The sequence below is a fragment of the Pseudoduganella sp. R-43 genome (assembly GCF_049913255.1).
GTDB lineage: Bacteria > Pseudomonadota > Gammaproteobacteria > Burkholderiales > Burkholderiaceae_D > Rugamonas.
Genome location: NZ_CP183988.1, coordinates 4,791,644 through 4,816,805, shown reverse-complemented (window position 1 = coordinate 4,816,805; position 25,162 = coordinate 4,791,644). Strand labels below are relative to the sequence as shown.

The 25,162-nt window shown below is 65.2% G+C and carries 22 protein-coding genes; 7 read left to right on the top strand and 15 right to left on the bottom strand.

Annotated elements, in window-relative coordinates:
• Nucleotides 1–5 precede the first annotated feature (5 nt).
• Both ACN9M3_RS21750 and ACN9M3_RS21745 read left to right on the top strand, forming a co-directional pair.
• On the top strand, nucleotides 6–1,397 hold the full coding sequence (locus ACN9M3_RS21750) for a cytochrome P450 (protein WP_426318589.1): 1,392 nt from the start codon (nucleotides 6–8) through the stop codon (nucleotides 1,395–1,397).
• A 26-nt stretch (nucleotides 1,398–1,423) separates the two neighbouring features.
• Entirely contained in the window at nucleotides 1,424–1,846 is a 423-nt protein-coding gene (locus ACN9M3_RS21745; protein ID WP_426162615.1) for a hypothetical protein, read from the top strand.
• Here ACN9M3_RS21745 and ACN9M3_RS21740 read toward each other — a convergent pair.
• Nucleotides 1,843–2,880, bottom strand: coding sequence for an AraC family transcriptional regulator (locus ACN9M3_RS21740; protein ID WP_426318588.1), 1,038 nt, complete (start codon nucleotides 2,878–2,880; stop codon nucleotides 1,843–1,845). The two genes, ACN9M3_RS21745 and ACN9M3_RS21740, sit on opposite strands and share 4 nt — an antisense overlap.
• Nucleotides 2,881–2,948: 68 nt before the next feature.
• Between ACN9M3_RS21740 and ACN9M3_RS21735 the strand changes: the two genes are divergently transcribed.
• Genes ACN9M3_RS21735 through ACN9M3_RS21725 form a run of 3 tightly spaced genes read left to right on the top strand, consistent with a single transcriptional unit; the run spans nucleotide 2,949 to nucleotide 7,770 of the window.
• Nucleotides 2,949–4,556, top strand: a complete 1,608-nt coding sequence (locus ACN9M3_RS21735) for an FAD-binding oxidoreductase (RefSeq protein ID WP_426318587.1) — start codon at nucleotides 2,949–2,951, stop codon at nucleotides 4,554–4,556.
• Nucleotides 4,553–6,211, top strand: coding sequence for a glycerol-3-phosphate dehydrogenase/oxidase (locus tag ACN9M3_RS21730; RefSeq protein ID WP_426318586.1), 1,659 nt, complete (start codon nucleotides 4,553–4,555; stop codon nucleotides 6,209–6,211). The genes ACN9M3_RS21735 and ACN9M3_RS21730 overlap by 4 nt, the downstream gene beginning before the upstream one ends.
• Nucleotides 6,208–7,770 carry an FGGY-family carbohydrate kinase gene (locus ACN9M3_RS21725; protein WP_426318585.1) on the top strand — a complete coding sequence of 521 codons (1,563 nt, stop codon included), beginning with the start codon at nucleotides 6,208–6,210 and terminating at the stop codon, nucleotides 7,768–7,770. Before ACN9M3_RS21730 ends, ACN9M3_RS21725 begins: the two co-directional genes overlap by 4 nt.
• Before the next feature lie 93 nt (nucleotides 7,771–7,863).
• Here the strand turns inward: ACN9M3_RS21725 and ACN9M3_RS21720 are convergent, their stop codons facing one another.
• Nucleotides 7,864–9,225 carry a diguanylate cyclase domain-containing protein gene (locus ACN9M3_RS21720; protein ID WP_426162610.1) on the bottom strand — a complete coding sequence of 454 codons (1,362 nt, stop codon included), beginning with the start codon at nucleotides 9,223–9,225 and terminating at the stop codon, nucleotides 7,864–7,866.
• A gap of 270 nt (nucleotides 9,226–9,495) precedes the next feature.
• Between ACN9M3_RS21720 and ACN9M3_RS21715 the strand changes: the two genes are divergently transcribed.
• Nucleotides 9,496–10,299 carry an SPFH domain-containing protein gene (locus ACN9M3_RS21715; protein ID WP_426162609.1) on the top strand — a complete coding sequence of 268 codons (804 nt, stop codon included), beginning with the start codon at nucleotides 9,496–9,498 and terminating at the stop codon, nucleotides 10,297–10,299.
• A gap of 33 nt (nucleotides 10,300–10,332) precedes the next feature.
• Here ACN9M3_RS21715 and ACN9M3_RS21710 read toward each other — a convergent pair whose 3' ends face one another.
• From ACN9M3_RS21710 to ACN9M3_RS21680, 7 genes are all read right to left on the bottom strand, one after another.
• Complete coding sequence (locus tag ACN9M3_RS21710; RefSeq protein WP_426318584.1) at nucleotides 10,333–10,806, bottom strand: hypothetical protein; 474 nt, start codon at nucleotides 10,804–10,806, stop codon at nucleotides 10,333–10,335.
• Nucleotides 10,803–12,095 (bottom strand): esterase/lipase family protein, encoded by a 1,293-nt coding sequence (locus tag ACN9M3_RS21705; RefSeq protein ID WP_426162607.1) that lies wholly within the window; start codon nucleotides 12,093–12,095, stop codon nucleotides 10,803–10,805. Before ACN9M3_RS21705 ends, ACN9M3_RS21710 begins: the two co-directional genes overlap by 4 nt.
• A 118-nt stretch (nucleotides 12,096–12,213) precedes the next feature.
• Nucleotides 12,214–13,470 (bottom strand): esterase/lipase family protein, encoded by a 1,257-nt coding sequence (locus ACN9M3_RS21700; RefSeq protein WP_426162606.1) that lies wholly within the window; start codon nucleotides 13,468–13,470, stop codon nucleotides 12,214–12,216.
• Between the two features lie 15 nt (nucleotides 13,471–13,485).
• Nucleotides 13,486–14,679 (bottom strand): PLP-dependent aminotransferase family protein, encoded by a 1,194-nt coding sequence (locus tag ACN9M3_RS21695; protein WP_426162605.1) that lies wholly within the window; start codon nucleotides 14,677–14,679, stop codon nucleotides 13,486–13,488.
• Between the two features lie 19 nt (nucleotides 14,680–14,698).
• Entirely contained in the window at nucleotides 14,699–15,157 is a 459-nt protein-coding gene (locus ACN9M3_RS21690; protein WP_426162604.1) for a RidA family protein, read from the bottom strand.
• 68 nt (nucleotides 15,158–15,225) lie between these two features.
• Nucleotides 15,226–16,083 (bottom strand): DMT family transporter, encoded by an 858-nt coding sequence (locus ACN9M3_RS21685; protein ID WP_426318583.1) that lies wholly within the window; start codon nucleotides 16,081–16,083, stop codon nucleotides 15,226–15,228.
• 164 nt (nucleotides 16,084–16,247) lie between these two features.
• Nucleotides 16,248–17,225: a threonine dehydratase gene (locus tag ACN9M3_RS21680; protein WP_426162602.1), complete on the bottom strand. Its 978-nt coding sequence runs from the start codon at nucleotides 17,223–17,225 to the stop codon at nucleotides 16,248–16,250.
• Nucleotides 17,226–17,340: 115 nt separating this feature from the next.
• Here ACN9M3_RS21680 and ACN9M3_RS21675 point away from each other — a divergent pair, with 115 nt between their 5' ends.
• Nucleotides 17,341–18,774 (top strand): PLP-dependent aminotransferase family protein, encoded by a 1,434-nt coding sequence (locus ACN9M3_RS21675; protein ID WP_426318582.1) that lies wholly within the window; start codon nucleotides 17,341–17,343, stop codon nucleotides 18,772–18,774.
• Here ACN9M3_RS21675 and ACN9M3_RS21670 read toward each other — a convergent pair.
• Genes ACN9M3_RS21670 through ACN9M3_RS21645 form a run of 6 tightly spaced genes read right to left on the bottom strand, consistent with a single transcriptional unit; the run spans nucleotide 18,771 to nucleotide 25,158 of the window.
• Complete coding sequence (locus ACN9M3_RS21670) at nucleotides 18,771–20,087, bottom strand: LytR C-terminal domain-containing protein (RefSeq protein WP_426162599.1); 1,317 nt, start codon at nucleotides 20,085–20,087, stop codon at nucleotides 18,771–18,773. The two genes, ACN9M3_RS21675 and ACN9M3_RS21670, sit on opposite strands and share 4 nt — an antisense overlap.
• A 12-nt stretch (nucleotides 20,088–20,099) precedes the next feature.
• Entirely contained in the window at nucleotides 20,100–21,059 is a 960-nt protein-coding gene (locus ACN9M3_RS21665; protein WP_426162598.1) for a type II secretion system F family protein, read from the bottom strand.
• Between the two features lie 12 nt (nucleotides 21,060–21,071).
• Nucleotides 21,072–22,049 carry a type II secretion system F family protein gene (locus tag ACN9M3_RS21660; protein ID WP_426162597.1) on the bottom strand — a complete coding sequence of 326 codons (978 nt, stop codon included), beginning with the start codon at nucleotides 22,047–22,049 and terminating at the stop codon, nucleotides 21,072–21,074.
• Between the two features lie 3 nt (nucleotides 22,050–22,052).
• On the bottom strand, nucleotides 22,053–23,423 hold the full coding sequence (locus ACN9M3_RS21655) for a CpaF family protein (RefSeq protein WP_426162596.1): 1,371 nt from the start codon (nucleotides 23,421–23,423) through the stop codon (nucleotides 22,053–22,055).
• A gap of 29 nt (nucleotides 23,424–23,452) precedes the next feature.
• Nucleotides 23,453–24,613, bottom strand: coding sequence for an AAA family ATPase (locus ACN9M3_RS21650; RefSeq protein WP_426162595.1), 1,161 nt, complete (start codon nucleotides 24,611–24,613; stop codon nucleotides 23,453–23,455).
• 8 nt (nucleotides 24,614–24,621) lie between these two features.
• On the bottom strand, nucleotides 24,622–25,158 hold the full coding sequence (locus tag ACN9M3_RS21645; RefSeq protein ID WP_426162593.1) for a TadE/TadG family type IV pilus assembly protein: 537 nt from the start codon (nucleotides 25,156–25,158) through the stop codon (nucleotides 24,622–24,624).
• Nucleotides 25,159–25,162: the final 4 nt, after the last annotated feature.

The window sequence follows — 25,162 nt, the reverse complement described above, 5'->3', positions numbered from 1 at the left end:
GCACCATGAATCACCTGCCAGGCCCCAGCGGCGTGCCGCTGCTGGGTAATGTTGGAATCGATACGGCCCATTTCCACCAGAAGCTGGAAGAATGGGCGCGCGAATACGGCCCGATCTACCGCATGCGCCTGATGGACCGGCGCTTTATCGTCACCAGCCGGCATGCCGATATCGCGCAGGTCCTGCACGACCGCCCCGACCAGTGGCGGCGTTCGCGGCGGGTGGCCAGCGTCCTCGAAGAAGCGGCGGCCGTCGGCGTATTTGCGGCCGAGGGCGAGGAATGGCGCCGCCAGCGCAAGCTGGTCATGCATGCCTTGACGCCGGAAGTCATCAACCGTTTCCATCCCAGGCTGCTTGCCATGACCGAACGTTTGCGCCTGCGCTGGCAGGCGGCTGCCCAGGCGGGCCAGCCGCAACGGCTGCTGCGCGACCTCAAGGCTTTCGCGCTCGACGTGGCGATCGGCATGGCCATGGGGCAGGACCAGGACATGGTGCGGCACGAAGAGAATCCGCTGCAGCAGGATATCGAATTCGTGTTCGCACAGATGGCGCGGCGGCTGGTGGCGCCGGTTGCCTGGTGGCGCAGCATCAAGCTGCCGGCAGACCGTGCCGCCGAGGCGGCCGGCCTGCGCATCCGCGCCGCGGTCGACGGCTTCGTTGCCGATGCGCGAGACCGCATGGCAGCCAATCCGGCGCTTCACGACAAGCCGGACAACCTGCTCGAAGCGATGCTGGCGGCGGCGGACTTGCCGGATTCCGGCATCAGCGACGAGACGGTGCGCGCCAATGCCATCATCATGGTATTTGCCGGCGAGGACACCACGGCCAACACCATCGCCTGGATGCTTTACCTGCTGTCGCGCAATCCGCAAGCTGCCGCGCGCCTGGCCGAAGAAGCCGATGCCCTGGGCGCTCCCGGGCAGGCGCCATACCTCGACGCCTGCGTGCAGGAAGCCATGCGCCTCAAGCCCGTGGCGCCGGTGCTGGGCGCGGAGGCCGTGCGCGACGTGGCGCTGGACGGTGTGCAGATACCGGCGGGCACGGTGATTTTCATGCTGCTGCGCCATGCCTTCGAACGCGAAGTATCACTGCCCGACGGCGCCGAATTCCGGCCCGAACGCTGGCTCGATCCGGCCATGAAGGAGAAATTCGACGACCCTGCGCGCAAGATGCTGCCCTTTGGCGGCGGGCCGCGCTTCTGTCCGGGCCGCTATCTCGCCATGAGCGAGATCCGGACGCTGATGTCGATGGTGGCGCGCAGCTTCACCATCGAGGCGCTGCCTGGCGCGCCGCCGGTCGAGGAGATGTTCACTTTCACCATGACGCCAAGCGCGCTGCCGGTACTTTTGCGGCCAAGGCAACGGGAAAGTGCAAATAGTCCAACAGGGCTATACTGAGTCTAATCACTCCGCCGGGGGCTGCCATGAAACTATACCTGTTGCTTGCCGCAGCCCTGCTGGCTGCCCAGGGGACGCTTGCCGGCCCCTTGCGCAACGACCATCCCATTGTCGGCACCTGGCGTTTCGAGCTGCCCGATGGTTCCTGCCACGAGATGTACCGCATCAGGGCCGACGGCTCGGCACTGATCACCAGTGCTGCCGAGATAGCGGAATCGGAATTCCAGATCGACGACCAGCCCGACGGCGACGGCTTCTACCAATCCAACGACAAGATCGTGAAAGACAACGGCAAGAAGGATTGCACCGGCGAGGTCACCGAGGTCGGCCACGTGATCCAGTCCTTCATCGTCTTCCATCCCTCGAATAATATGTTCCTGATGTGCCAGCGGCGCGACATGGGAAGCTGCATCGGACCCTTCATCCGCGTGCGCGGCACGGAGATTTAACGCACCGCCGCGCGCCATGCGCCAGGATTCATGCCCGACCACTCGCGGAAGGCATGGGTAAAGGCGCTTTGCTCCTGGTAGCCAAGCAGGAAGGCGATATCGACCAGCGACAGGCCGGGCTGGCGCAGATAATCGCGTGCCAGCGCAAAGCGCGCGTCGTCCAGCACCTGCTGGAAGCTGGAGCCGGCGTCGGCCAGCTTGCGCTGCAGGGTGCGCGGCGCCAGCTTCAGCTCTTGCGCCACGCTGGCAACCCGCACCTGGCCTTGCGACAGCCGGCGCACGATGGCCTCATGCACCTGCGCCACGATGCCGGCCGATGCCGACGCCGCGCGCTGCTTGAGAAGTTGTTCCGCGTGCTGCTGCAGCACCGGATACAGGCTCACGTCCGCGTTCGGCACCGGCCATGACAGCAGCGCGGCTTCGAATTGCGCCACGTTGGACATTGCATTGAAGCGGGGCAGGGCGCCGAACACGCGCATGTATTCGGCGTGGCCGGCAGGGTCGCCGCCGTCGTGCATCAGCGACAGTTCGGCCGGCGGCAGCGTGGACCCGGCCAGCCAGTTGCCAAACACGCGGATGCCGGCGAATACGCTGTCGGCCAGGTGACGCTGCTGCGCAGGGTAGTTCGAATGCCAGGTGTAGTCGGCCAGCGCGCCGTGCACCTGCAGCGTGGAACGCCCCAGGTCGTGCGCCAGCTGCTCGTAGCGCATCGTCTGCTCGAAGGCCTGGCCGAAATCGCGGCAGCTCAGCAGGATCAGTCCATAGACCGTGTACGTGCCCAGTTTGACGCGCTCGCCCACGTGCAGGCCGAAATGCGGGTCATCGGCCAGCCTGGCGGCGATATCCAGCAATTTCACATAGATGTCGGCCGGCAGGGCTTCCGGCAGCGGCTCCAGGGCGCCGGCGGGCAGGCCGGCAGCCTGCTCCAGCGCTTGCGCCGTCACCCCGCGCGCTGCAGCCGCCTCCAGCATGGGTTGCAGGTAGGAGCCCGCTACGCGAGCAAGCTTGGCATGATCGAACAATTCTTCTGGCATGAAAAAGCAAGACTGGCGGGTGGCAATGGATTAAAGTTTATTGAGCAAAGTATAACAAGGGATTGCATATGAAACGATGGAACGGTTGGGGCGAGGAGACGGTCGAATTCCCACTGCATGATGAGGCATTGGCATTCCTGGCCAGCCGCATCGGCCCTGGCAAGCCGGTGCAGGACGCCAGCTTTGACGCGGCATGCGCCTCGCTTGCCGGATCGCGCCTGCCTGCGCACCCCATGGTCGATACGACGCCGGCCACCCGCCTGCGCAACGCGCTGGGACAAAGCCTGCCGGACTGGCTCAAGCTGCGCTATGGCCGCATCGGCAGCGCGCCCGATGGCGTGGCTTATCCGGAAAGTTCGCAGCAGGTGCGCGAATTGATCGGCTACGCGCAGCTGCATGGCGTGTCGCTGATCCCCCAGGGTGGCGGCACCAGCGTGGCGGGGCACCTGACCGCGCCGGCCGGCGGCAGGCCCGTACTGGCGGTGAACATGACGCGCATGGGGCGCTTGCACAACCTGGACAAGCAGTCCCAGCTCGCCACCTTTGGCGCCGGGGTGCTGGGCCCGGACCTGGAGGCGCAACTGCGGGCGCACGGCTATATGCTCGGCCATTTCCCGCAATCGTTCGAATATTCGACGCTGGGCGGCTGGATCGTGACCCGTTCATCCGGCCAGCAGTCCTTGCGCTATGGCCGCATCGAGCAGCTGTTCGCCGGTGGCGTGGTCGAGACGCCGAAGGGGCGGCTGGACATCCAGACTTTCCCGGCATCCGCGGCCGGGACCGACTTGCGCGAAATCGTGCTCGGCTCCGAAGGCCGCATGGGCATCCTGACCGAGGCGACGGTGCGCGTGAGCGCGCTGCCGGAGTACGAGGCCTTCCACGCCATCTTCTTCCCCGACTGGGAACGCTCCGAAGCAGCCGTTCGTGCGCTGGCGCAGGCGCGCGGCGGCCTGTCGATGCTGCGCCTGTCGAACCCGCTGGAAACCGTGACCATGCTGGCGCTGGCCGGCCACAAGCGCCTGATTGGCCTGCTGGAAGGCTGGCTGAAGCTGCGCGGCTGCGGCGAAGGGAAATGCATGCTGATGATCGGCGCCAGCGGCTCGCGCGCGCAAGCCCGCGCCGCCTTGCGCAGCGCCATCGCGGCCTGCCGCGGCTTCAATGGGGTGCACGTCGGCCGCCGCATGGGCGACAAGTGGAAGGAAGGGCGCTTCCGCAACGTCTACCTGCGCAACGCGGCCTGGAAGCAAGGCTATGTGATCGATACGGTGGAGACGGCGGTCGACTGGCCGCGCGTTTCGCTGATGATGCGGGCGGTCGAAGCGGCGGCGACGGGCGCCCTGGGCGCAATGGGCGAAAAGGTGCACACCTATACCCACCTGTCGCACCTGTACGCCCAGGGCGCCAGCGTCTATACGACCTTTGTCTACCGCCTCGGCGGCGATTTCGAAACAGACATGGCGCGCTGGCGTGCGCTCAAGCATGCGGTCAGCACGGCGATCGTCGACAACGGCGGCACCATCAGCCACCAGCACGGCGTGGGCAGCGACCACGCCCCTTATCTCGCGGCTGAGAAGGGGACGGCAGGCATCGCCGCCATGCAGGCACTGTTCTCGCACTTCGACCCGCAGGGCATCATGAATCCCGGCAAGCTGCTGCCGGCGGGGCAGGCAGCATGAAGCCGGCCGCGGGCCACGCCGGGGCGAGCGGCGCGCCGCACTGGAAGGCGGACGGCCGTGGGCAGGTGGCCGCGCTGCTGGCGCAGCAATGGGATCTGCTGGTCATTGGCGGCGGCATTACCGGCGCCGGCGTCCTGCTTGAAGCGTCGCGGCGCGGCCTGCGGGCCTTGCTGGTCGAGCAGCGCGACTTTGCTTGGGGCACGTCCAGCCGGTCGTCGAAGCTGGTTCACGGCGGCCTGCGCTACCTGAAGGAAGGGCAGTTTGCACTGACCCGCGAATCGGTCCACGAACGCGACGCGCTGCTGCGCGATGCGCCAGGGCTGGTGGAGCCGCTCGGCTTTGCCTTTGGCGACTACGCCGGCCGCAAGCCGGGCCGCCGAGCCTTCCTGCTTGGACTGGCGATCTATGACCGCATGGCCGGGCAGCGCGCCCGCCACTATTTCGGCGCACAGGAGTTCCTGGCGATGGCGCCGCATATCCGCACTGAAGGCCTGCAAGGCGGCATCTGCTACCAGGACGCCAGGACCGACGACGCGCGCCTGGTCATGCGCGTGCTGCAGGAAGCGCAATCGCACGGCGGTGTCGCGGTCAACTACTGCCCGGTGCAGTCCTTGCTGCGCGATGGCGCCGCCGGGGCGGCCAATGTGGCCGCAGGTGTACGCGGCGCCCTGGTGCGCTGCGCAGTGAGCGGCGCGAGGCACGAGGTGCGCGCCAGGCTGGTGGTGAACGCCACCGGCGCCTGGGCCGCCCGCCTGCACGACAAGCCGGCCGCGCGGCTGCGGCCCTTGCGCGGCAGCCACCTGGTGCTGCCGGCCTGGCGCCTTCCGCTGGCGCAGGCGATCAGCCTGATGCACCCGCACGACGGCCGCCCGGTCTTCGCCTTCCCATGGGAGGGGGTAACGATCGTCGGGACCACCGACGTCGACCACCGCAGCGACCTGCAGCAGGAAGCCGCCATCACACAGGAAGAAACCGATTACCTGATGGCAGCGCTGCACGACCAGTTCCCAACGCTGGCCGTTACGGAGGCCGACGTACTGGCCACCTACGCCGGCGTGCGCCCCGTGATCGACACCGGCAAGGCCGACCCCTCGAAAGAAGCGCGTGACCACGTGCTGTGGCAGCAGGACGGCCTGCTGACCGTCACCGGCGGCAAGCTCACCACCTTCCGCGCCATCGCGCTCGACGTGCTGCGCCACGCCGCGCAGCAACTGCCGCACTGGCAGGCCGATCTCGGGCCGCACGCCATTTTTGCGTCGCCAGCCAGCCCATGGCCCGCCGCCGGAGCAGCCAGGCCATGGCAGCTTCCGCCGGGCCAGGCAAGGCGCCTGCAAGGACGCTACGGCGCGCAGGCCGAGGCACTGGTAGCCGCCGCGCAGGAAGGGGAACTCGAAGAAATCCCCGGCACCGAAACCCTCTGGGCCCAATTGCGCTGGGCGGCGCGCCACGAATCCGTGCAGCACCTGGAGGACCTGATGCTGCGCCGCAGCCGCCTTGGCATCCAGCTCGCCAACGGCGGCGCCGCGCTGCTGGGCCGCATACGCGCCATCTGCCAGCCGGAACTAGGCTGGGACGACCAGCGCTGGGCTGCCGAAGAAGCGGCATATCTGGCATTATGCCGGTCAAACTACAGCCTGCCGAAAGCACGCGCATGAGCAAATACCTTCTTTCCATCGACAATGGCACGCAAAGCGTGCGCGCGCTGCTGTTCGACCTGCAGGGCAATCTGGTCGCCAAGACGCAAGTACACCTGCAGCCTGCCTACCACTCCGAGCAGCCCGGCTGGGCAGAGCACAAGGCGGAAGGCTACTGGGATGCCGTGTGCGCCGCCTGCCAGCGCCTGTGGACCGTCACCGACATTCCGCGCAGTGCGATTGCCGGCGTGGCCGTCACCACCCAGCGCGGCACCGTGGTGGCCGTCGACAGCGAAGGCAAGCCACTGCGCGCCGCCATCACCTGGCTGGACCAGCGCCGCACCGAACAGGTGCCGCCGATAGGTCCTTTGTGGACGGCCGCCTTCAAGCTGGCCGGCGTGGACGGCACCATCGACTACTTCCGCCGCGAAGCGGAAGTCAACTGGATCAAGGCCCACCAGCCCGGCCTGTGGGACCGTACGCATAAATTCCTGCTGCTATCGGGCTACCTGAATCACTGCCTGAGCGGCCGCTTCGCCGACTCCGTTGGCTCGCAGGTAGCCTACATGCCGTTCGACTACAAGCGCCACGCCTGGGCCGGCGCGCGCGACTGGAAATGGCAGGCGCTGGCCGTGCGCCCCGACCAGTTGCCCGAACTGCTGCAGCCCGGTGAAATCATCGGCACCATCAACGCCCGCGCCGCCGCCGCCACCGGCATCCCCGAAGGAGTGCCGCTGGTGGCGGCCGCCGCCGACAAAGCCTGCGAAGTGATCGGCGCCGGCGGCCTGGAGCCGCACATCGGCTGCCTCAGCTACGGCACCACAGCCACCATCAACACCACCACCAGCAAGTACGTCGAAGTCACGCCGTTCATACCGCCTTATCCAGCGGCCATTCCAGGCGCCTACAGCACCGAGGTGCAGATCTTCCGCGGCTACTGGATGGTCAACTGGTTCAAGGAGCAATTCGGGCACCTCGAACAATCGGCAGCGATGGAGCAGGGCATGCCGCCGGAAGCGCTGTTCGACCGGCTGGTGAATGAAGTACCGCCAGGCTCGATGGGACTGATGCTGCAGCCATACTGGAGCCCAGGCATCAAGGTGCCCGGACCGGAAGCAAAAGGCGCCATGATCGGCTTCGGCGACGTGCACACGCGCGCCCACATGTACCGCGCCATTCTCGAAGGCCTGGCCTACGCCTTGCGCGAAGGACGCGAACGCATCGAGAAGCGCAGCGGCACCAGGATCACCGAACTGCGCGTGGCCGGCGGCGGCTCGCAAAGCGACGCCGCCATGCAGCTCACGGCCGACATCTTCGGCCTGCCGGCAGCGCGCGCCCACGTCTACGAGACCAGCGGCCTTGGCGCCGCCATCGCCGTCGCAGCCGGCCTTGGCCTGCACCAGGACTTCCACAGTGCGATCAACGCCATGACGCGCAAGGGCCGCGTCTTCCAGCCCGATCCCGCGCACCGCAAGACCTACGACCAGCTCTACCACCGGGTCTACCTGAAGATGTACAAACGCCTGCAGCCGATGTACGCCGAAATCGCCGCAATCACCGGCTACCCCGAAAAGCTTTAAAGCAGAAAGTCGGGGTCAGGTCTGGCAATCCGCCATAAAAGGCACGTACGTGCCTTTTATGGCGGATTGCCAGACCTGACCCCGACTTTCAAATTAGCGTTTGGCGAGGGCGGCGCGGGCGGCTTCGATGGCGGTGGTGGGCGGCCGGGTGGCGCGTACCTGGTTGCGTCCGTCTTCCTTGGCCGCGTACATGGCGCGGTCGGCGGCGACGAACAGCGATTCGATATTGTCCGTCGGCGTGGGGCACAGGGTCGCTACGCCGATGCTGACGGTGATGTGCGGCGAGGTGACCGAGCGCGGGTGCGGGATGTGCAGCGATTCCACGTGGGTGCGGATCGATTCGGCCATCTGGAAGGCGGCATCGGCGTCGGTTTCGGCAAACAGCAGGACGAATTCTTCACCGCCGTAGCGCGCTGCCAGGTCGGTTACGCGCAGTGCGTGCGCGCCGATTGCCTGCGCTACCTGCTGCAAGCAGACGTCGCCCTGGGCGTGGCCTAGCGTGTCGTTGTACAGCTTGAAGTGGTCGACATCCAGCACCACCAGCGACAGCGGGGAACCTGTGCGCATGGCGCGCTGCCATTCCTTTTCGAGGAAGGAGTCGAAATGGCGCCGGTTCGCGATTTTCGTCAGCGGGTCGATCATGGCTGCGCGCTGCAGCGCATCTTCCGACAGCTTGTGGTGGGTGATGTCGTGCAGCAGGCCGATGAACAAGGGCTGGCGCAGGAACATCGGCGTCAGCGTCAGGTCCATGCATACCGACTTGCCGGTGCGGTGGCGGATGATCACTTCGCGCGTGCCGTGGCTGTGGGCCGCTTCCGGGTTGGCGGCGTAGCGTGCAAAGTATTCGAGGTATTCGTCTGCTACCAATGGATTCAGCAAATCCGAAATCGATTTGCCGGCCAGTTCATGCGACATATACCCCAGGTACTGGTCGCAGGCCGGGTTGGTGAACTGGATGCGGCCATCGGCTTCGATGATCAGCAAGCCTTCCGCCATGTTGTTGACGATCGTGCGCAGGCGCTCCGATTGTTCCTGCTGCGTTTCGGTGGCGAAGCGGATCTGCAGCTGCGTGCGCACCCGCGCGCACACTTCGGCCATGCGCAGCGGCTTGCCGATGTAGTCCACTGCGCCCAGTTCGAAGCCGGTCACCACGTCTTCCTGTTCGTTGCGGGCGCTCATGAACAGCACCGGAATGTCTTCCGTGGCCGGGTGCGATTTCAGGTGGCGGCAAGTCTCGAAGCCGTCCATGCCGGGCATGATGACGTCGAGCAGGATCAGGTGAGGGTGGACGCGGCGCGCGATTTCCAGCCCGCGCTCGCCGGAGTTGGCGACGTACGTTTGGTAACCCTGCTCGACCATCAACTTGCGCAAGACCGAGAGGTTGTCCGGCGCATCATCAACAATCAAAATCACGGCGTCACGCCGTGGCGAAAAGCTGGTACCGCCTTGATTCATGCTGACTAGGGGTGAGTAGGATATGGGCTTGATGATACCGTGTTGCCAATTGGAATTGTAGAAATTCAAGGAAGGTTTTGCCTAAAAAAGACGTTGGCTTGTTGATAGTTGGTGAAAGTTTCCGGCGAGCTAAGGAAAGTTGTGACATTTGGTGTATATCCGAACACTTCCGCTAGCTCTTTGGCAACGGTAATCCTGGCGATATTTTCATGGTTTTTATCTGTCCGGAAAGCAATAGAATGGCGCTTCTTTCAACTCATCGAGATCGCCATGAAAAAACATACACTCCTGCTGGTTCCTGTCCTGCTTGCCGCAGCCGCCCTGTCCGGCTGCAAGGTGATCGACACCGGCGAGGTGGGCTTGCGCGTCAACTTCGACAAGACCGTGGAAGCCGAAGAGCGCGTGGCGGGCAGCTTCAACCAGACGATCGTCGGCTCCATCCTGACCTTCCCGATCAAGGATGTCAGCGTCGACGTGCGCGACCTGATGCCGCTGGCTGCGGACAATTCGACCATGAAGGATTTCGACCTGGCCGTGATCTACAACATCACGCCGTCGGCGGTGTCGGACCTGTGGGTTAACAAGAGCCGCTCCTTCCACACGCAGGATGCCAGCGGCGACATCTACCTGATGCACGCCTACATTTACCAGACTGCGCGCAACGCAGTGTACAAGGTCGCGCGAAAGTATGAAGCACTGAACATGAACGACAACCGCTCGCAGATCGAGGAGGAGATCCAGGCCACCATGATCGCGACGCTGAACGATGAAAAACTGAACGGCATCACGATCTCGCAGGTACGCGTGGGCGGCATGGTTCCCAGCGATGCGGTCAAGGCCAGCGCCGACAACCTGGTGCGCGCCAAGAACGAGGAGAAGACCAAGGAGGTCGAGGTGCAGATCGCGAAGAAGGAAGCCGAGCGTATTGCAGCGCTTAACGCCAATGCCGGCGCCATCTCCTACATGCAGGCACAGGCCCAGATGAAGATCGCGGAAGGCATTGCGGCAGGCAAGGTGCAGACTGTGGTGATTCCATACGACTTCAAGGGCATGGTCAATATCACCAGTAAATAAGACAGTGCGCCCGCGCTTGCGGGCGCACTGTGTTTACTGTCGCAGGGTGGGCGCGGCGTAGGCGGTCGTTCGCGCCAGTTCCTCGCGCGTGAAGCTGGCGCGCGCGTCGTCGCAGCCGATGTTGGCTGCGCATGCTGCCTGCAGGGCTTCCAGACGCTGGCGCCAGTTTGCTTCGGCTGCTTCCATGCGGGCCAGAGCTTCCACTTGTTCGGCTGGCAGCCGCTCGCTGCGCAGGCGATGGACTTCCTGTTCGCCCTTGCCGGTTCGACGCGCCTCACGCACGGCCGATTCGACGCCTGCAACGGCAGTCGTGGTGCTGGCTGTCGGGGCTGCACTGCGCGGAGCCGCCGGCGCGGGCTGGGCAAGCGGGGCGGAAGCGGCACTGCCAGTGGCGGTGGCCGCTGGCGGCGTAGGCAGGGAAGCAGGCGAGGGCGCAGGCGCGCCAGCCCGCCACAGTACAGCCGCCAGGGCGATCGATGCGATGCCTATCGTAGCGCGCACGTTCACAGGCCACCAATGATGCTGAGCAGGTTGTCGTAGATCGGGTACACCGCCCACGTCGGCGAATCCCACCCGATCACGTCGAAGTGGTCGTACTGGTCGTAGTAGCCGATATAGTTCCAGCTGCCCTTGACCGGTGCGCCGTCGAAGTTGCGCTGCGGCTGGCTGGAAGGTCCGCGCATCGAGACGGTATTCACCACGCCATCGTTCGGATACCACTCGGGCGAGCGGTAGGAGCCCATGCCATGCTGCAGGATCGAAGGCACCACCCATTCGCCTGCAGTGTTCTTCAGGAAGAAGATCATGTCGTTGCGGGCGTACTGGTAATCGCTGCTCTGGAACGGCGCGATCACGCGGTCGGTGTTGTTGCAGCACCAGTGGCCTTGCTCCGTGGCGCGCGAGCCGATCGAGAAGTAGTAGACGTTGGGCGAAGTCTTCACCCACCCATTCAATTGGGCTGCGCCGTCGGGCGCCAGGTCCCATTGCGCGGCATCGTGATTGGACAGCTGCCAGAACGGGGCGCCGCGCGTGCGGTCGATGAAGTCCCCGATCGATTCTGCCGGCCCCTGCGCCAGACCGTATTGTTCTAGCCGGAACTTGTAGCCGCTGCCGCCGGAGCCGCCCAGGCCCGCCACTTCGACGATGCTGCCCGCCAGTTCGGAAACCTTCGGCACGAACTCAACCACCACGTCGCGCAGCGTGGTGCCGTTGTGCGGCGAGGAGATCGACGTCGCGCTCTTGACCCAGCCCACTTTGCCGCCTGTGTACAGGGCGCCGCTGCCTTCCGTGCCGGCGCCGTTCGGCGCGCCGTTTTCCAGCAACTGGATCAGGGTGCGGATGGTCTGGCCGCCCTGGCTGTGCGACACGAAATGCAGCGGGTGCTGGGCATCCCATTGCGGGTACAGCGCGACAGGGTAGTTGTTTGGATTGTTGGCCGGATCGGCGGCCCAGCATTTTCCGGCCGGTTTCTGGATGTGGCCGGCGGCGGCATGGTCTGCGGCATGGCGTGCGCCATAATCGGCGCAGCCGCCCTTGATCTGGTAATACAGTTCGACCGCGCGGTCCCAGTTCGAGCTGACCGGCCCCACGCCGGCAGTGAACACCGGCCGTTGCGTGCCCCGGATATGCGCGGCGATGTCGTTGAACCCGCCCCAGTACTTGAAGCCCGTGGCGGCGAATGTCTCCGGCCCGAAGCCGAGGAAGCCATGCACCAGCACGACCGGGTCGCTATTGGCTGCATGGGCGGAGGAGGCGGCCAGGCAGGCGGCCAGGGTGAGGCTCGGTAGCACTTTCATGCGGTTGTCTCCCGTGGTTTTTTGTGTGATTCATTTCACCACGGGGCGATTGCGCACGGTTGCGGCATAACCGTGCCTGCGGAGCCAATCGCAATGCACGGCGAGCCAGCAGGCCCGCTTACTCGACTTTGGAAAGGATGGCCATCAGCTGGTCGTACATCTTCAACGCGGCCGAAGGCTTGGCATCCCAGCCGATGACATCGAAGTGGTCCATGCCTTGCATGGTGCCGATATGGTTCCACACGCCTTTGACCGGTGTTCCGTCCAGCGCCTGGATCTTGCTGCCCTCGGGGCCGGCCATGCTGATGGTATTGACCACGCCGTCGTTGGCAAACCAGCGCTGGTCGGTCGGCACGCGTCCGGGCGCCGCCTGCCTGAAAGAACCCATGCCGGGATGGCCGAACGACGGCATGACCCATTCGCCCGCCATGCCCTGCAGGAAGAAGATCATGTCGCTGCGCGGGTACTGGAATTCCTTGCCAAAGAGGCTGAGCGATTCAGTGGCCTGGGCGCTGAAGGAAAAATAGTAGACATCCGGCGAAGTCTTGACCCAGCTGTTCAATTCGCTGGCGCCATCCGGGGCCAGGTCCCATTGCGCGGAGTCGTGGTTGTTCAGGTTCCAGAACGGGTGGCCGCGCGTGCGCTCGAAGAAGTCGTCGATTGATTCGGCCGCGCTGGCCTTCATGTTGAACTGCTCCAGGCGGTACTTGAAGCCGGAGCCGCCGGAGCCGCCAGCGCCGGTCGCCTGCACGGCCAGGCCGGCCAGCGTCGAAGCATCCGGCAGCCAGTCGATCACGATATCGCGCAGCGTGGTGCCGTTGTGCGGCGTGGCGATGGAGGTGGCGCTGATTACCCAGCCGCGCGCGCCGCCGTTGCCCAGAGTGCCCTGGTCCATCAGCTGGATCAGGGTGCGGATGGTCTGGCCGCCCTGGCTATGCCCGACCAGGTGGATCGGGTGCGCGGCATCCCACTGCGGATACAGCGCGAGCGGATATTTTTCAGGATTATTGGACGGATCGGCCGCCCAGCATTTGCCTGCTGGCTTCTGGATATGCCCGGCGGCTGCGTGCTGCGCCGTGTGGCTGGCGCCGTAGTCGGCGCAACCGCCCTTGAGCTGGTAATACAGTTCGACGGCGCGGTCCCAGTTCGAACTGACCGGCCCCACGCCGGCGGTGAATACATCGCGCCCGCTGCCGGCCCTGATGTGCTGTGCGATATCGTTGAAACCGCCCCAGTAGCGGAACGATCCGCCAAGCGTGGCGTGGTCGAAGCCGAAGAAGCCGTGCACCAGCACCACAGGAGGCTTGCCGTCGGCGGCGTGTGCGCCGCCGACGGCAAGCCATGCTGCGAGGATGAACCCCGGTATGAACTTCATCCTGCGCAGCAGGGCTTACATGCGGGCTTTGATCAACTTGCCCAGCACTTCAATGCCGGCGCGGATGCGCTCTGGCGGCACGGTCACGAAGGACAGGCGCAGGGTGTTGGTGGCTGGCTCGTTGGCGTAGAACGGTGCGCCCGGCACGAAGGCGATCTTGTTCTTGATTGCTTCGTCCAGCAGTTCCATCGCGTTGATGTGCTTTGGCAGCTCGACCCAGATGAACATGCCGCCGTCCGGCTTGGTCCAGGTGGCTTCTTTCGGGAAGTGCTGGTCCATGGCGTCCAGCATGGCCTTGCACTGGTTGCCGTACAGTTCGCGGATGGTCGGGATGTGCTTGTCCAGGAAACCATCCTTCACCACTTCGTGCACCACCATCTGGGTCAGTTGCGCGGTGTGCAGGTCGGCTGCCTGCTTGGCCAGCTCCAGGCGGCGAACCATCGGCAGCGGAGCCACGACGTAGCCCAGGCGGATGCCAGGGGTCAGCACCTTGGAGAAGGAACCCATGTAGATCACGCCTTCCGGATTCATGGCGACCATTTTCGGGCTAGGCTGGCCGGTATAGGACAGCGCGCCATATGGATCGTCTTCGATCAGCGGCAGGTTCAGGCGGGCGCAGGTCTCCACCAGCTCCTGGCGGCGCGCAACGGACAGCGAGCGGCCGGTCGGGTTCTGGAAGTTAGGCAGCGCGTACAGCAGGCGCGCGCCGTCGGCGATCGCGTCCAGCGACGACGGCACCAGGCCATGTTCGTCGGTGGCGACAGAATGGAAGTCAGGACGGTACACGGAGAACGCCTGCAGCGCGCCCAGGTAGGACGGGGTCTCCACCAGCACCTTGCTGCCTTCGTCGATCAGCACCTTGCCGATCAGGTCCAGCGCCTGCTGCGAACCGGACACCATCAGCACCTGTTCCGGAGCGATCTTGGCGCCGTTCTGGGACAGCGAATCGGCGATCCATTGGCGCAGCGGCATGTAGCCGTCGGTGGGGCCGTATTGCAGGGCGACTTTGCCGTTGGTCGACAGCACCTTGTCGAAGGCCGCTTGCATGATCTCCACCGGGAAGGTGGCAGGCGAAGGCAGGCCGCCGGCGAAGGAGGTGATTTCAGGCTGCTGGGTGACCTTCAGGATCTCACGGATGAAGGATGCCTGCATGCCCTTGGCACGCTCGGAGAAGTTCCATTGCAATGGGTTCTGGTTCTCGATTTTCATATTCAATCTCTAGCGGGGGTTAAGCGATTTCGGCGATCAGTTCAATTTCAACGCAGGCGCCAAGCGGGATCTGCGCCACGCCAAAGGCGGAGCGTGCATGCTTGCCGGCGTCGCCGAACACTTCGCCCAGCAGCTCGGAGCAGCCGTTGGTGACCAGGTGCTGTTCCGTGTAGTCAGGGGTGGAATTCACCAGGCTCATGACCTTGACGATGCGCTTGACGCGGGTCAGGTCGCCGCCGCAAGCGGCCTGCAGGGTGCCGATCAGGTCGATGGCGATGGAACGCGCTGCCTGTTTGCCTTCTTCGGTCGCGATATTCTTGCCCAGTTGGCCGACCCATGGCGCGCCGTCTTTCTTGGCGATGTGGCCGGAGATGAACACCAGGTTGCCGGTTTGTACGTACATGACGTAGGCGGCCGCCGGGGTGGCCGGCGCAGCCAGCGTGATATCGAGCGACTTCAGTTTTTCGTAGACAGACATGTGATTTCCAAGAAAAAAGGTTCCGTGAAGTCGCTATTGTACTCTGCACGTTGCCGAATTCGTCACGGTCAACGGGCCACTTTCATGCGTTTTCCTGCGCCGACGACGGCAATTACGGCAAAAGTGAACAGAATATGCTCAATATGCAAAGTTTCGTTCAGGACCACGGCGGCGGCCACCAACGATAGTCCGGGCTGGGCCAATTGCACCTGGCCGACCCGCGCCACGCCGCCCAGCGCCATGCCGCGGTACCAGAAAAAGAAGCCGATGAACATGGAGAACACGGACACGTAGCTGAAGCCCAGCCAGGCGCTGGCTGGTGCGGCAGCAATGCTGTTCCAGTCGCGCCACAGCAGCCACGCGGTGGCCGGCGCGGCCAGCGGCAGGGACAGCACCAGCGCCCAGCCGATCACTTGTTCGCCGCCCATGGTTTGCGACAGGCGGCCGCCTTCGGCATAGCCCATGGCGGCCAGCGCCACGGCCGCGAAGACGGCCAGGTCGGCGGCGTGCAGGCCTGCGCCCGATTGGCGCAGCGCGAAGCCGACCACCAGGGCGCTGCCGGCGGCGGCCATGCACCAGAAACCGGCCGAAGGGCGTTCGTGGCCGCGCAAGGCCGCGAACAGGGCGGTTGCCAGCGGCAGGATGCCGACCAGTACCGCGCCGTGCGAGGCGGGCAGGGTGCGCATGGCGATGGAGGTCAGCAGCGGGAAGCCGATGACGCAGCCGATGGTCACTGCCAGCAGGGTTGGCAACTGGGCGCGTGCCGGCAGCGGGGCGCGCTTCCAGCGCAGCCAGCACAGGGCCAGTACAGCGGCCGCCACGGCGCGGCCCATGGCCACGAAAACCGGATCGAGGCCGGCCACGGCCAGGCGGGTGAAGGGCAAGGTCAGGCTGAAGATGGCGACGCCGATGAAGCCCAGCAGCATGCCGCGGCTTTAGGCGCCTGAAACCGGAAATTCGGTGTCAGACCCACGGGGTCTGACACCCGCCCGCAGCCGCCGCGTTGCCGGTGCCTGATCCTGCGGGTCAGGCACCGGGGTACCGGTTTGGCAGTCAACCTCCCACGAAGGCCCATCATGTGAATACGGCGTCATGGCAGCACCTCTGACAGCACCCGCATGATCTTCTCCGCATCCACATTGGCTCCTGTCAGCGGCAAACCCACCCTGCACCCCGCCACGCGCGGATCGTGCTTGAGGCGCAAGGCCGCCGCCAGCGCCGCCGCCCCTGCGCCCTCGGCCAGGTTGTGCGTGGCGCGGTAATACAGGCGGATCGCACGCGCCACTTCCTCATCGCTGACGGCAACCACGTCATCGGCATAGCGCCGCACGATCTCCAGCGAACCCGCATCGGGCGTGCGGCAGGCCATGCCATCCGCCAGTTCCGTGGTGGTTGGCGCCTCGCAGAACTGGCCGCTACGGAACGATTCCATATAAGCCGGTGCATGGCTGGACACCACGCCGATCACGCGGGTGCGCAGGCCGAGCGCCTCGCGCGCCGCAACTGCCGCGCAAAAGCCGGACCCCTGGCCGATCGGCACGAACACGGTGTCCAGGCCGGGCTGTGCATGGAAAAGCTCCATCCAGTAGCTTGCCACGCCCGCCACCAGGTCGGCATGGCAGGACGGCACCATATGCAAGCCCTGCTTGCGCGCCAGCGACAGCGCATATTCCCGGCTGGCCTGGAAATCGTCGCCGTACTCGATCAGGTCCGCGCCCAGCCCGCGCATGGCAGCATTCTTTTCGGCGCTGTTGCCGTTCGGGACCACGATGGTCGATTTCACGCCATGGCGGCGCGCGGCAAAGGCAATCGACTGCCCATGGTTGCCGCGTGTGGCCGACACGATGCCTGCCACGCCAGGTTCGCGCTTCAGCAGTCCATCCAGGTAGACCAGGCCGCCGCGCACCTTGAAGGCGCCCGTCGGTGTATGGTTTTCATGCTTGACCCAGGCTTCGGTGCCCAGCGCCTCGTTCAGCAGCGGCCAGGAAAACTGCGGCGTGGCAGGCATGGCGCCGTAGACGATGGTGGCGGCGGCGTCGAGTTCAGCACGGGTTGGCAGCAGGTTCATGGCGCAGGCTCCTTTAATCACTGGATATTGGCGGGGGATGGGTGTATCGTAGGATAAGTAACCAGTACAGTACCAATACACTTGTTCGAATAATTTCACGCACTGTGATGGTGATATGACCAATACAATCCTGCTAAGCCGCGAGGGCGGCGAGTCGCTCAGCGACCAGATCGTGCGCAGCGTGGCCGCCCGCATCGACGACCGCGTGCTGCGCGCCGGCGCGCGCATGCCGTCCATCCGCCAGTTCGCCACCTCGCACGGCGTGTCGCCCTTCACCGTGGTCGGCGCCTACGACAAGCTGGTCGCGCGCGGCTACCTGGAATCAAGGCGCGGCGCCGGCTTCTATATCCGCGACCGCGCTCCGCTGCAGGCGCCCCAGCCCCCCGCGCGCGAGCCGGGCCTGGCGCAGCCGGAAGGCACGCAGGGTCTCGACGTGGTCTGGCTGGTGCGCAATATGTTCCGCACCGTGCCGCACCAGTACATGCCCGGCACGGGCGTGCTGCCAGCAGATTGGCTGGATGGGGTGGCGATCGGCAACGCCCTGCGCGCCATCAGCCGCCAGCACAGCAGCATCCTCTTGAATTACGGCGTGCCGCAGGGCTACCTGCCGCTACGCCAGCATTTGCAGCACAAGCTGGCGGAGCTCGAAATCGGCGCCGCGCCGGAGCAGATCGTCACCACCGCCGGCGTTACCCAGGCAATCGACATGGTGGCGCGCGAATTCACCCGCCCCGGCGATACCGTGTTTGTCGACGATCCGGCCTGGTTCCTGATGTTCGGCTCCTTTGCCGCGCTGGGGGCGCGGGTGGTGGGAATACCGCGCCTGGCCGACGGCCCCGATATTGCACAACTGGCCGAGCTGGCTGCAATCCACAAGCCCAAGCTGTATGTGATCAACTCCGTGCTGCACAACCCCAGTTCGACTTCGCTGTCGGCAGCCAAGGCCTTCCAGATCCTGCGCATCGCCGAAGAACACGGCATCACCATCGTGGAAGACGATATCTACTGCGACCTGCACCCGGGCAGCAGCGTGCAGCCAGCCACCCGCATGGCGGCGCTCGACCAGCTGAAGCGCGTGATTTACCTCGGCGGCTTTTCCAAGACCATGGCCGCCAACTTGCGCGTCGGCTTCATCGCCACGTCGGAAGAAATGGCGCTGCGCCTGGCCGATCGCAAGATGCTGCAAACGCTGACCACCAGCGATATCGGCGAGCGCGTCGTGCACAAAGTGCTGTCCGAAGGCAGCTACCGCAAGCACACGGAGCGCATCCGCACGCGCCTGGACGGCCTGCGGGCGCGCACCGTGCGCCAGCTGGAAAAAACGGGAATGCGCATCGCCAGCGCGCCGCCGGCGGGCATGTTCGTATGGGTCGATGCCGGACGCGACACCAATGTGCTGACCGAAAAGGCCATGGGGCAGGGCTTGCTGCTGGCGCCGGGCAGCCTGTTCTCGCCGAGCCAGCTGCCGTCGCAGTTCATGCGGCTGAACATCGCTGCGCTGCAGGCGCCGGAAATCTGGCGTTTCCTGCAGCGCGAGCTTGCGGACTAGTTTTCGTCGTGCATGGCAACTTGGGACACTGCGATCGCCTCCGTGACGGCTGCCATGCTCACCTGTGCGTCCCTGCCCAATAACAGGCGGACGTCGCAGGAGGCCAGCTGCTTGCTGGTGAGCTGCACCTTTCCTTGCAGGGCTTTTTGCAGGCTGGCGGCCTGCTTTTCGAAGCCTGGGCTGTACTGGATGATGGTGGCAACCTGCCTGTACGGCTTGTCGTTGCTCAGGCGATTGACCGGAATGCCCATCTGGCCCAGCAGGTTGCGGAAGCGGCGCGCCATGCCGGCGACGCCGTTTCCGTTCGAGACTTCCAGGCGTGCCACGCGGACGCGGTCGGCCTGGGCTGCGGCCTGCACGGCGGCGGATGTTGGTGCCGCGGTGGCAACCGGCGCGGCTGCCGGCTCGGCGGCGACGCGGGCTTTCAGCTCGTAGACGTAGCCGACGACTTTGATCAGTTCCATATGGCTGGCGATTTCGCTCGCCGTGGTGGCGGGCAGCACGCCCAGTGGCTGCGCTTCCTTGCGCGGCGCCTGGGCCGGCGCTGGCGCGACGGGGTCCTCGGAGAGCAATGCCATGTTTGGTGCGGAGGCGTCTTGCGCTGGGACAACCGGGGCGGCGGCAGCTGCGGCCACGATCGGCGTTGCGATTGGCGGTGCGCTTGCGGCGGGTACAACGATGGACGGCGCAGCAGCCGGTTCGGCAACGACGGATGGAGCGGCGACGGACGGTGCCACCACTGAAGGCGCGATGACAGGCTGCGCAGCGACCGATGGCGCGTCGGCATCGGCGGCGCTGGCGGCGGCCAGCTGCGGCGCGTCGGCGCCGGACTGCTTGCCCATCGCGGCTTCGGCCATCTGCAGGTTCTCGAAGGCCTTCTTCCCTGCACCGAGCGCCATGGCCCGGCGCAGGTTCTGCGCGGCACCGGCGTTATCGCCCATCAGGTACAGCACATAGCCAAGGTTGGTATGCGGCTGCGCCTCGCCCGGATAGTCCTTGACCAGCGCCACCAGGGCCTTGCGCGCCAGTTCCAGGTCGCCGCGTTGCGCTTCGATCACGGCCACCGCGTTGCGCGCCTCAAGCTGGTTGGCATCGAGGGCAAGCGATTGCGCGTAGGCACCCAGAGCCAAAGCCAGTTGGCCGCGCTCGTGGTGGAAGCGCGCCAGCCGGTTCCAGCTTGCCGCCTGGTTGCCCGGCATGTCGCCGCGCACGACGGGCTGCAAGGCCAGTTGATGCGATGCCGGAGGAGCACTGCATGCCGTGAGAAGGCCGCAACCCATTGCGGCCAATGCGATTGGCTTGAGCTTGATCATGGCAATTCCTTTCTAGCCGGCGTCGGCGCCGCCCATGGTGGGCAGCAGGACGCGGTAAATCGAGATAAACGCAGGCCCCATCAACACCACCAGCAGCGATGGGAAGATGAAGAAGATCAACGGGAACAGCAGTTTCAGGGCAATCTTTGCAGCAGCTTCTTCGGCGCGCTGGCGACGGCGGGTGCGCAGTTGTTCCGACTGCACGCGCAGCGAATCGGCGATGCTGGTGCCGAAGCGTTCGGCCTGGATCAGCATAGCCACCAGCGCATCGACATCCTCGACGCCGGTGCGCAGCGCCAGGTTGCGCAGGGCGCGCTCCTTGGACAGGCCGGCGCGCAGCTCCAGCGTCACCAGGTGCAGTTCATCGGCCAGGATCGGGCTCTTGATGCCGATTTCGTCGGCCACCCGCAGTAGCGCGGCATCCATCGCCAGGCCCGCTTCCACGCACACGGTCATCAGGTCCAGCGCATCGGGGAAGGATTCGAAGATTTCGAGCTGGCGGCGGCTGATGGCCCAGCGCAGCAGGAAGTTCGGCAGGTAGTAGCCGAGGCCCGCCGCCAGCAGCAGCCAGAACATCAGGCCATTGCCGGACAGCTTTGAACCGGACAGCACGAGCGAAGCATAGAGCGCCAGCGGCAGCATGATCGCCAGCGCCGTCTTGGCGGCGAAGTACAGCGGCCCCATGGAAGCATGGCGCAGCCCCGCATTCATGAAGCGCAGGCGCAGCGTCGACTTCTCCCATTCTTCGGTTTCGCCGCCGGACAGCTTGGCCACCGGCGCCAGCCAGGCCGCAATGCGCGCCAGCAGGTTGGGGTTGATGCGTTCGCGCCGCCGCGATTTGCCGGGCAGCTCGCTCACCTGCTGCAGCCGCCCGTGCACGGGGTTGGCGCTGAAACTCAGCATGACCACGTAGGCGGTGCCGAACACCAGCAGGAACACCAGGGCCAGGAAGGCCATTTGAAGGACGCTCATGTCAATCTCCCGCTAAACACGAATCCGGATAATCTTGCGCATCGCGAAGACACCAACGATCATCATGGTGATCGCGCCAGCAACCATCTTGCGCCCGGCCGGGTCGGTGTACAGCACGGCCAGGAAGCTGGGATTGGTCAGCTGGATCATCCCAGCCGCGGCAAAGGGCAGCAGGCCGAGCACCCAGGCCGACATCTTGCCCTCGGCCGACAGCACGCGGATCTGGCCCAGCAGCTTGATGCGCTCGCGCACGATCCTGCTGATGTTGTCGAGCAGTTCGGCCAGGTTGCCGCCCGTCTCGCGCTGGATCATCACGGCGATGACGAAGTAGCGCAGGTCGGTACTGGGCACGCGCGTGGCCAGGTTCATCAGCGCATCGTTCATCGAGATGCCGAAATTGACCTCGTCGAAGGTTGCCTTGAATTCGTCGGCGATCGGCGCGTTCATTTCGTCGCCCACCATCTTCATGGCGGTCGGGAAGGCATGGCCGGCGCGAAGGGCTCGGCCGATCAGGTCCAGCGCGTCGGGCAGTTGCTGGTCCACCTTGGCCAGCCGCTTGCCCTTGGCGCGCAGCACCAGCAGCAGGGGGAAGCTGAGCGAGACCAGCATCAGCGGCAGCACTAGCAGCAGCGGCACCCGCAGGAACAGTGCCGCGCCGCCTACCAGCACGGGGCAGATCAGCGACAGCACGATCAGGTCCGACACCGTCCACGACATGCCCGACTGCTCCAGCAGGCGGTCCAGCTGGCTGACGCGCGGCATCTGCAGCAGCAGGCGCTGGAATACCGGGCTTTCGCTGAGCAGGCGCTTTTTGATCATGGAAGCGCTTTCGCCGCCGGCATGGGCGCCGGCCGACATCATGCGCAAGCGGCGCGCCACCCGTTCCGCTTCCGGCCCCTTGGCCGAATTCCAGGTCAGGTACATGCCTTCGATCAGCAGCACCACGGCCAGGAAGACCAGGATGCCGGTGGCGTAATAGAGGTAGTCCATGGCTTACATCCTCTTTTGCACGGTGGGGTCGAACATGTCGTCGGCCAGGGTGACGCCGAAGGTGCGCAGCCGTTCGCCGAAGCGCGGCCGCACGCCGGTGGCGCTGAAGTAGCCTTGCACCGAGCCGTCGGTGCCGACGCTGGTCTGCTTGAAGCAGAAGATCTCCTGCATGGTGATCATTTCGCCTTCCATGCCGGTGATTTCCTGGATCGACATCAGCTTGCGCTTGCCGTCGGTCAGGCGCGCCACCTGCACCACCACGCCGATGGCGGAAGAGATCTGCTGGCGCATGGCCTTCACCGGCAGGCCGGCGGCGCCCATGCTGATCATGTTTTCCAGCCGGGTCAGTGCATCGCGCGGCGTGTTGGCGTGGATGGTGGCCATCGAGCCTTCATGGCCGGTATTCATGGCCTGCAGCATGTCCAGCGCTTCGGCGCCGCGCACCTCGCCCAGGATGATGCGGTCGGGGCGCATGCGCAGCGCATTGCGCACCAGGGCGCGCTGCGTTACCTCGCCCTTGTTCTCAATGTTCGGCGGACGCGTTTCCAGACGCACGATATGCGGCTGCTGCAGCTGCAGTTCGGCCGCATCTTCGATGGTCACGATGCGCTCGCTGTGGCTGATATAGCCGGAAATGGCGTTCAGCATGGTGGTCTTGCCGGAGCCGGTGCCGCCCGAGATCAGGATGTTCACCTTGCTCTTGCCCAGCGCCTGCAGGATGGTGGCCATGGCCTCGGTCATCGAGTTGAAGCTGATCAGCTCCGCCATGCCCAGCGGATCGGCCGAGAAGCGGCGGATCGAGAGCACCGGGCCGTCGATGGCCAGCGGCGGGATGATGGCGTTGACGCGCGAACCGTCCGGCAGGCGGGCGTCGACCATCGGGCTCGATTCGTCGATGCGGCGTCCCACGCGCGACACGATCTTGTCGATGATCTTCATCAGGTGCGCATCATCGTTGAAGGTGACCGAAGTCAGTTCCAGACAGCCTTTGCGCTCCACGTACACCTGGCGCGCCCCGTTGACCAGGATGTCGGACACATTGGGGTCGGCCAGCAGCGGCTCCAGCGGCCCGAAGCCCAGCACCTCGTACTGGATGTCGCGCGTCAGGTTGCGCCGCTCGCTGTCGTTGATCACCACCATGTTCTCTTCGAGCAGGCGCTCGACCAGGATCTTCAGCTCGTCGCGGATCTGGTCCTGGGTCAGGCGCTGCATGCTCTCCAGGTCGACCCGGTCGAGCAGGGTCTGGTGGATGCGGTGCTTGAGCTGCTGGTAGGCGCGGTTGTCGATTGCCTCGGAAGTGCGCAGGGCGGCGACGTTGCCGTTGGCTGGCGCGGCGCCAAGGCGATTGCGGAGGTTCTGGGCTGGGATCTGCATGATCGGCTCCATGGGCTGGTCTGGGGGCGCTATGCGCGCTGGAGGATTCGGGACAGCCAGCCGCGCGACTCGGTACTGCTGTCGCCGGCCAGGGTACGCGCCAGGTCCTGCAAAGCCTTGGAAATCGGGCTGGCGCGCTGCAGCTGCAGGATCGGCACGCCCTGGTTGACCGAGGCGGCGGCAGCTTCGTAGTGGTTCGGGATGGTGCGGAACATTTCCATGCCGTAGGCTTGCTCGCAATCGCGCAGGCGGATGTCGCCGTTGTTCGAATGGCGGTTGACGATCAGGTGGATTTTGTCCTTCCGATAGTCAAGCGAACGGAATACCTGCAGCAGCCGCTTGCCGTCGCGGATATACGGCAGCGTGGCCTGCAGGATGGGGAAGATCATGTCGGCCTGGTCGAGGGCGCGCACCGAGACGGCGTCCAGGCTGCGCCCGATGTCGAGCAGGACGAAATCGTAATGCTGGCGCGCCAGCCGCAGCAGGGCGTCGATATGCTCGGGATGCACGTCATTGGCCTGGGTCGGGTCTTCCGGCGCCGCCAGCACGTGGAAGTTCGGCGTCACCTGCACCATGCTGGAGAACAGCAGGGTGGCATCCAGGCGGTGCATCTGCTGCGCCACGCTGGCCACGCTGGCGGCCGGGCGCTGGTCGGAGACGAACAGCGAGGCGTCGCCGAACTGCAGGTTGAGGTCGAACAGCGCTACTTTCTTGCCTTCGGCGGCAGCCAGGGCGTAGCCGAGGTTGGCGGCCAGGAAGGTGGCCCCGCTGCCGCCCTTGCAGGAGATGAACGCCAGCACCTTGCCCAGCGAACGGGCGCTGAAATTGCGCTTTTCGTCCAGCCGGCGCACCGCCGCCTGCAGCGCGGCGCCGTCGATCGGCGCGGGCAGCACTTCTCGCACGCCGGCGCGCATGGCCTGCATCAGGAAGTCGGGCGTCTGCTGGGTGCAGGCCACGATGATGGCCATGTCGGGGTGTTGCACGCTGAGCGTTTCGAGGCGGTCCATGTCCTCGCCGTTCAGCAGCGGCTGCGCCACCAGCAGCAGGTCGGGTGCCATGCCGTCAAAGCGCGGCAGCTTGTCGAGCAGGCCTGGCAGCACGTCGACCTGGTCGGTCGGGCTGCGCTCGCGCAGGATGCGGGCGATTTCGAACAGTTGCTTATCGTTGCTGGAGATGGCGGTGATCTTCATGGCATCGCTCAGTTGGTGAAGCCGAGGCTTTCGGCGTAGACGACAGTGGTGGCTTCCGGCATGGTGTTGGCCGGCTTGGAAACGGTGACCGATCCGGGCTTGAAAATCAGCGGGGTAAATACGACATCCTTGACTTTGACTTCGACGTACATGACACAAGATGCAGTGCGCAGCACATCGTTGCAGGCGGCCATATTGTCGCCCGCATCCGCTGGCGGGTTGATGACCGGATCGACGCCATTTGCCTGCAGGTAGCGGATTTTGACATTTTCATCAGTGATTTCCATGCTGCCAGGGAGCCTCGTGGCACCGAACACCGCATACTTCCTGATGTCGGTCTGGTCGGCATCGCTCATCCAGCGCACGGCTGCCTCGCGTGCGCCGCGGCGGCTGATTTCCTGCATGGTGTTGTAGACGAACATCATGCGGCCGAACTCGAAGATGGCATAGATGAAGGCCAGCAGCAGGCCGCCGATGATGGCAAATTCCACGATCGCGGCGCCGCTCTGGCGCTTCAGGCTGGGACGGCAGGCCCGGTTCTTCATGGCA

Coding starts and splice junctions, on each gene's coding strand:
- ACN9M3_RS21690 (WP_426162604.1), bottom strand. CDS start 15,157: ATGTCTGTCTACGAAAAACTGAAGTCGCTCGATATCACGCTGGCTGCG.
- ACN9M3_RS21680 (WP_426162602.1), bottom strand. CDS start 17,225: ATGAACCTGCTGCCAACCCGTGCTGAACTCGACGCCGCCGCCACCATC.
- ACN9M3_RS21745 (WP_426162615.1), top strand. CDS start 1,424: ATGAAACTATACCTGTTGCTTGCCGCAGCCCTGCTGGCTGCCCAGGGG.
- ACN9M3_RS21675 (WP_426318582.1), top strand. CDS start 17,341: ATGACCAATACAATCCTGCTAAGCCGCGAGGGCGGCGAGTCGCTCAGC.
- ACN9M3_RS21655 (WP_426162596.1), bottom strand. CDS start 23,423: ATGCAGATCCCAGCCCAGAACCTCCGCAATCGCCTTGGCGCCGCGCCA.
- ACN9M3_RS21665 (WP_426162598.1), bottom strand. CDS start 21,059: ATGAGCGTCCTTCAAATGGCCTTCCTGGCCCTGGTGTTCCTGCTGGTG.
- ACN9M3_RS21730 (WP_426318586.1), top strand. CDS start 4,553: ATGAAGCCGGCCGCGGGCCACGCCGGGGCGAGCGGCGCGCCGCACTGG.
- ACN9M3_RS21700 (WP_426162606.1), bottom strand. CDS start 13,470: ATGAAGTTCATACCGGGGTTCATCCTCGCAGCATGGCTTGCCGTCGGC.
- ACN9M3_RS21720 (WP_426162610.1), bottom strand. CDS start 9,225: ATGAATCAAGGCGGTACCAGCTTTTCGCCACGGCGTGACGCCGTGATT.
- ACN9M3_RS21645 (WP_426162593.1), bottom strand. CDS start 25,158: ATGAAGAACCGGGCCTGCCGTCCCAGCCTGAAGCGCCAGAGCGGCGCC.
- ACN9M3_RS21740 (WP_426318588.1), bottom strand. CDS start 2,880: ATGCCAGAAGAATTGTTCGATCATGCCAAGCTTGCTCGCGTAGCGGGC.
- ACN9M3_RS21670 (WP_426162599.1), bottom strand. CDS start 20,087: ATGATCAAGCTCAAGCCAATCGCATTGGCCGCAATGGGTTGCGGCCTT.
- ACN9M3_RS21650 (WP_426162595.1), bottom strand. CDS start 24,613: ATGAAGATCACCGCCATCTCCAGCAACGATAAGCAACTGTTCGAAATC.
- ACN9M3_RS21725 (WP_426318585.1), top strand. CDS start 6,208: ATGAGCAAATACCTTCTTTCCATCGACAATGGCACGCAAAGCGTGCGC.
- ACN9M3_RS21750 (WP_426318589.1), top strand. CDS start 6: ATGAATCACCTGCCAGGCCCCAGCGGCGTGCCGCTGCTGGGTAATGTT.
- ACN9M3_RS21715 (WP_426162609.1), top strand. CDS start 9,496: ATGAAAAAACATACACTCCTGCTGGTTCCTGTCCTGCTTGCCGCAGCC.
- ACN9M3_RS21735 (WP_426318587.1), top strand. CDS start 2,949: ATGAAACGATGGAACGGTTGGGGCGAGGAGACGGTCGAATTCCCACTG.
- ACN9M3_RS21660 (WP_426162597.1), bottom strand. CDS start 22,049: ATGGACTACCTCTATTACGCCACCGGCATCCTGGTCTTCCTGGCCGTG.
- ACN9M3_RS21695 (WP_426162605.1), bottom strand. CDS start 14,679: ATGAAAATCGAGAACCAGAACCCATTGCAATGGAACTTCTCCGAGCGT.
- ACN9M3_RS21685 (WP_426318583.1), bottom strand. CDS start 16,083: ATGCTGCTGGGCTTCATCGGCGTCGCCATCTTCAGCCTGACCTTGCCC.
- ACN9M3_RS21705 (WP_426162607.1), bottom strand. CDS start 12,095: ATGAAAGTGCTACCGAGCCTCACCCTGGCCGCCTGCCTGGCCGCCTCC.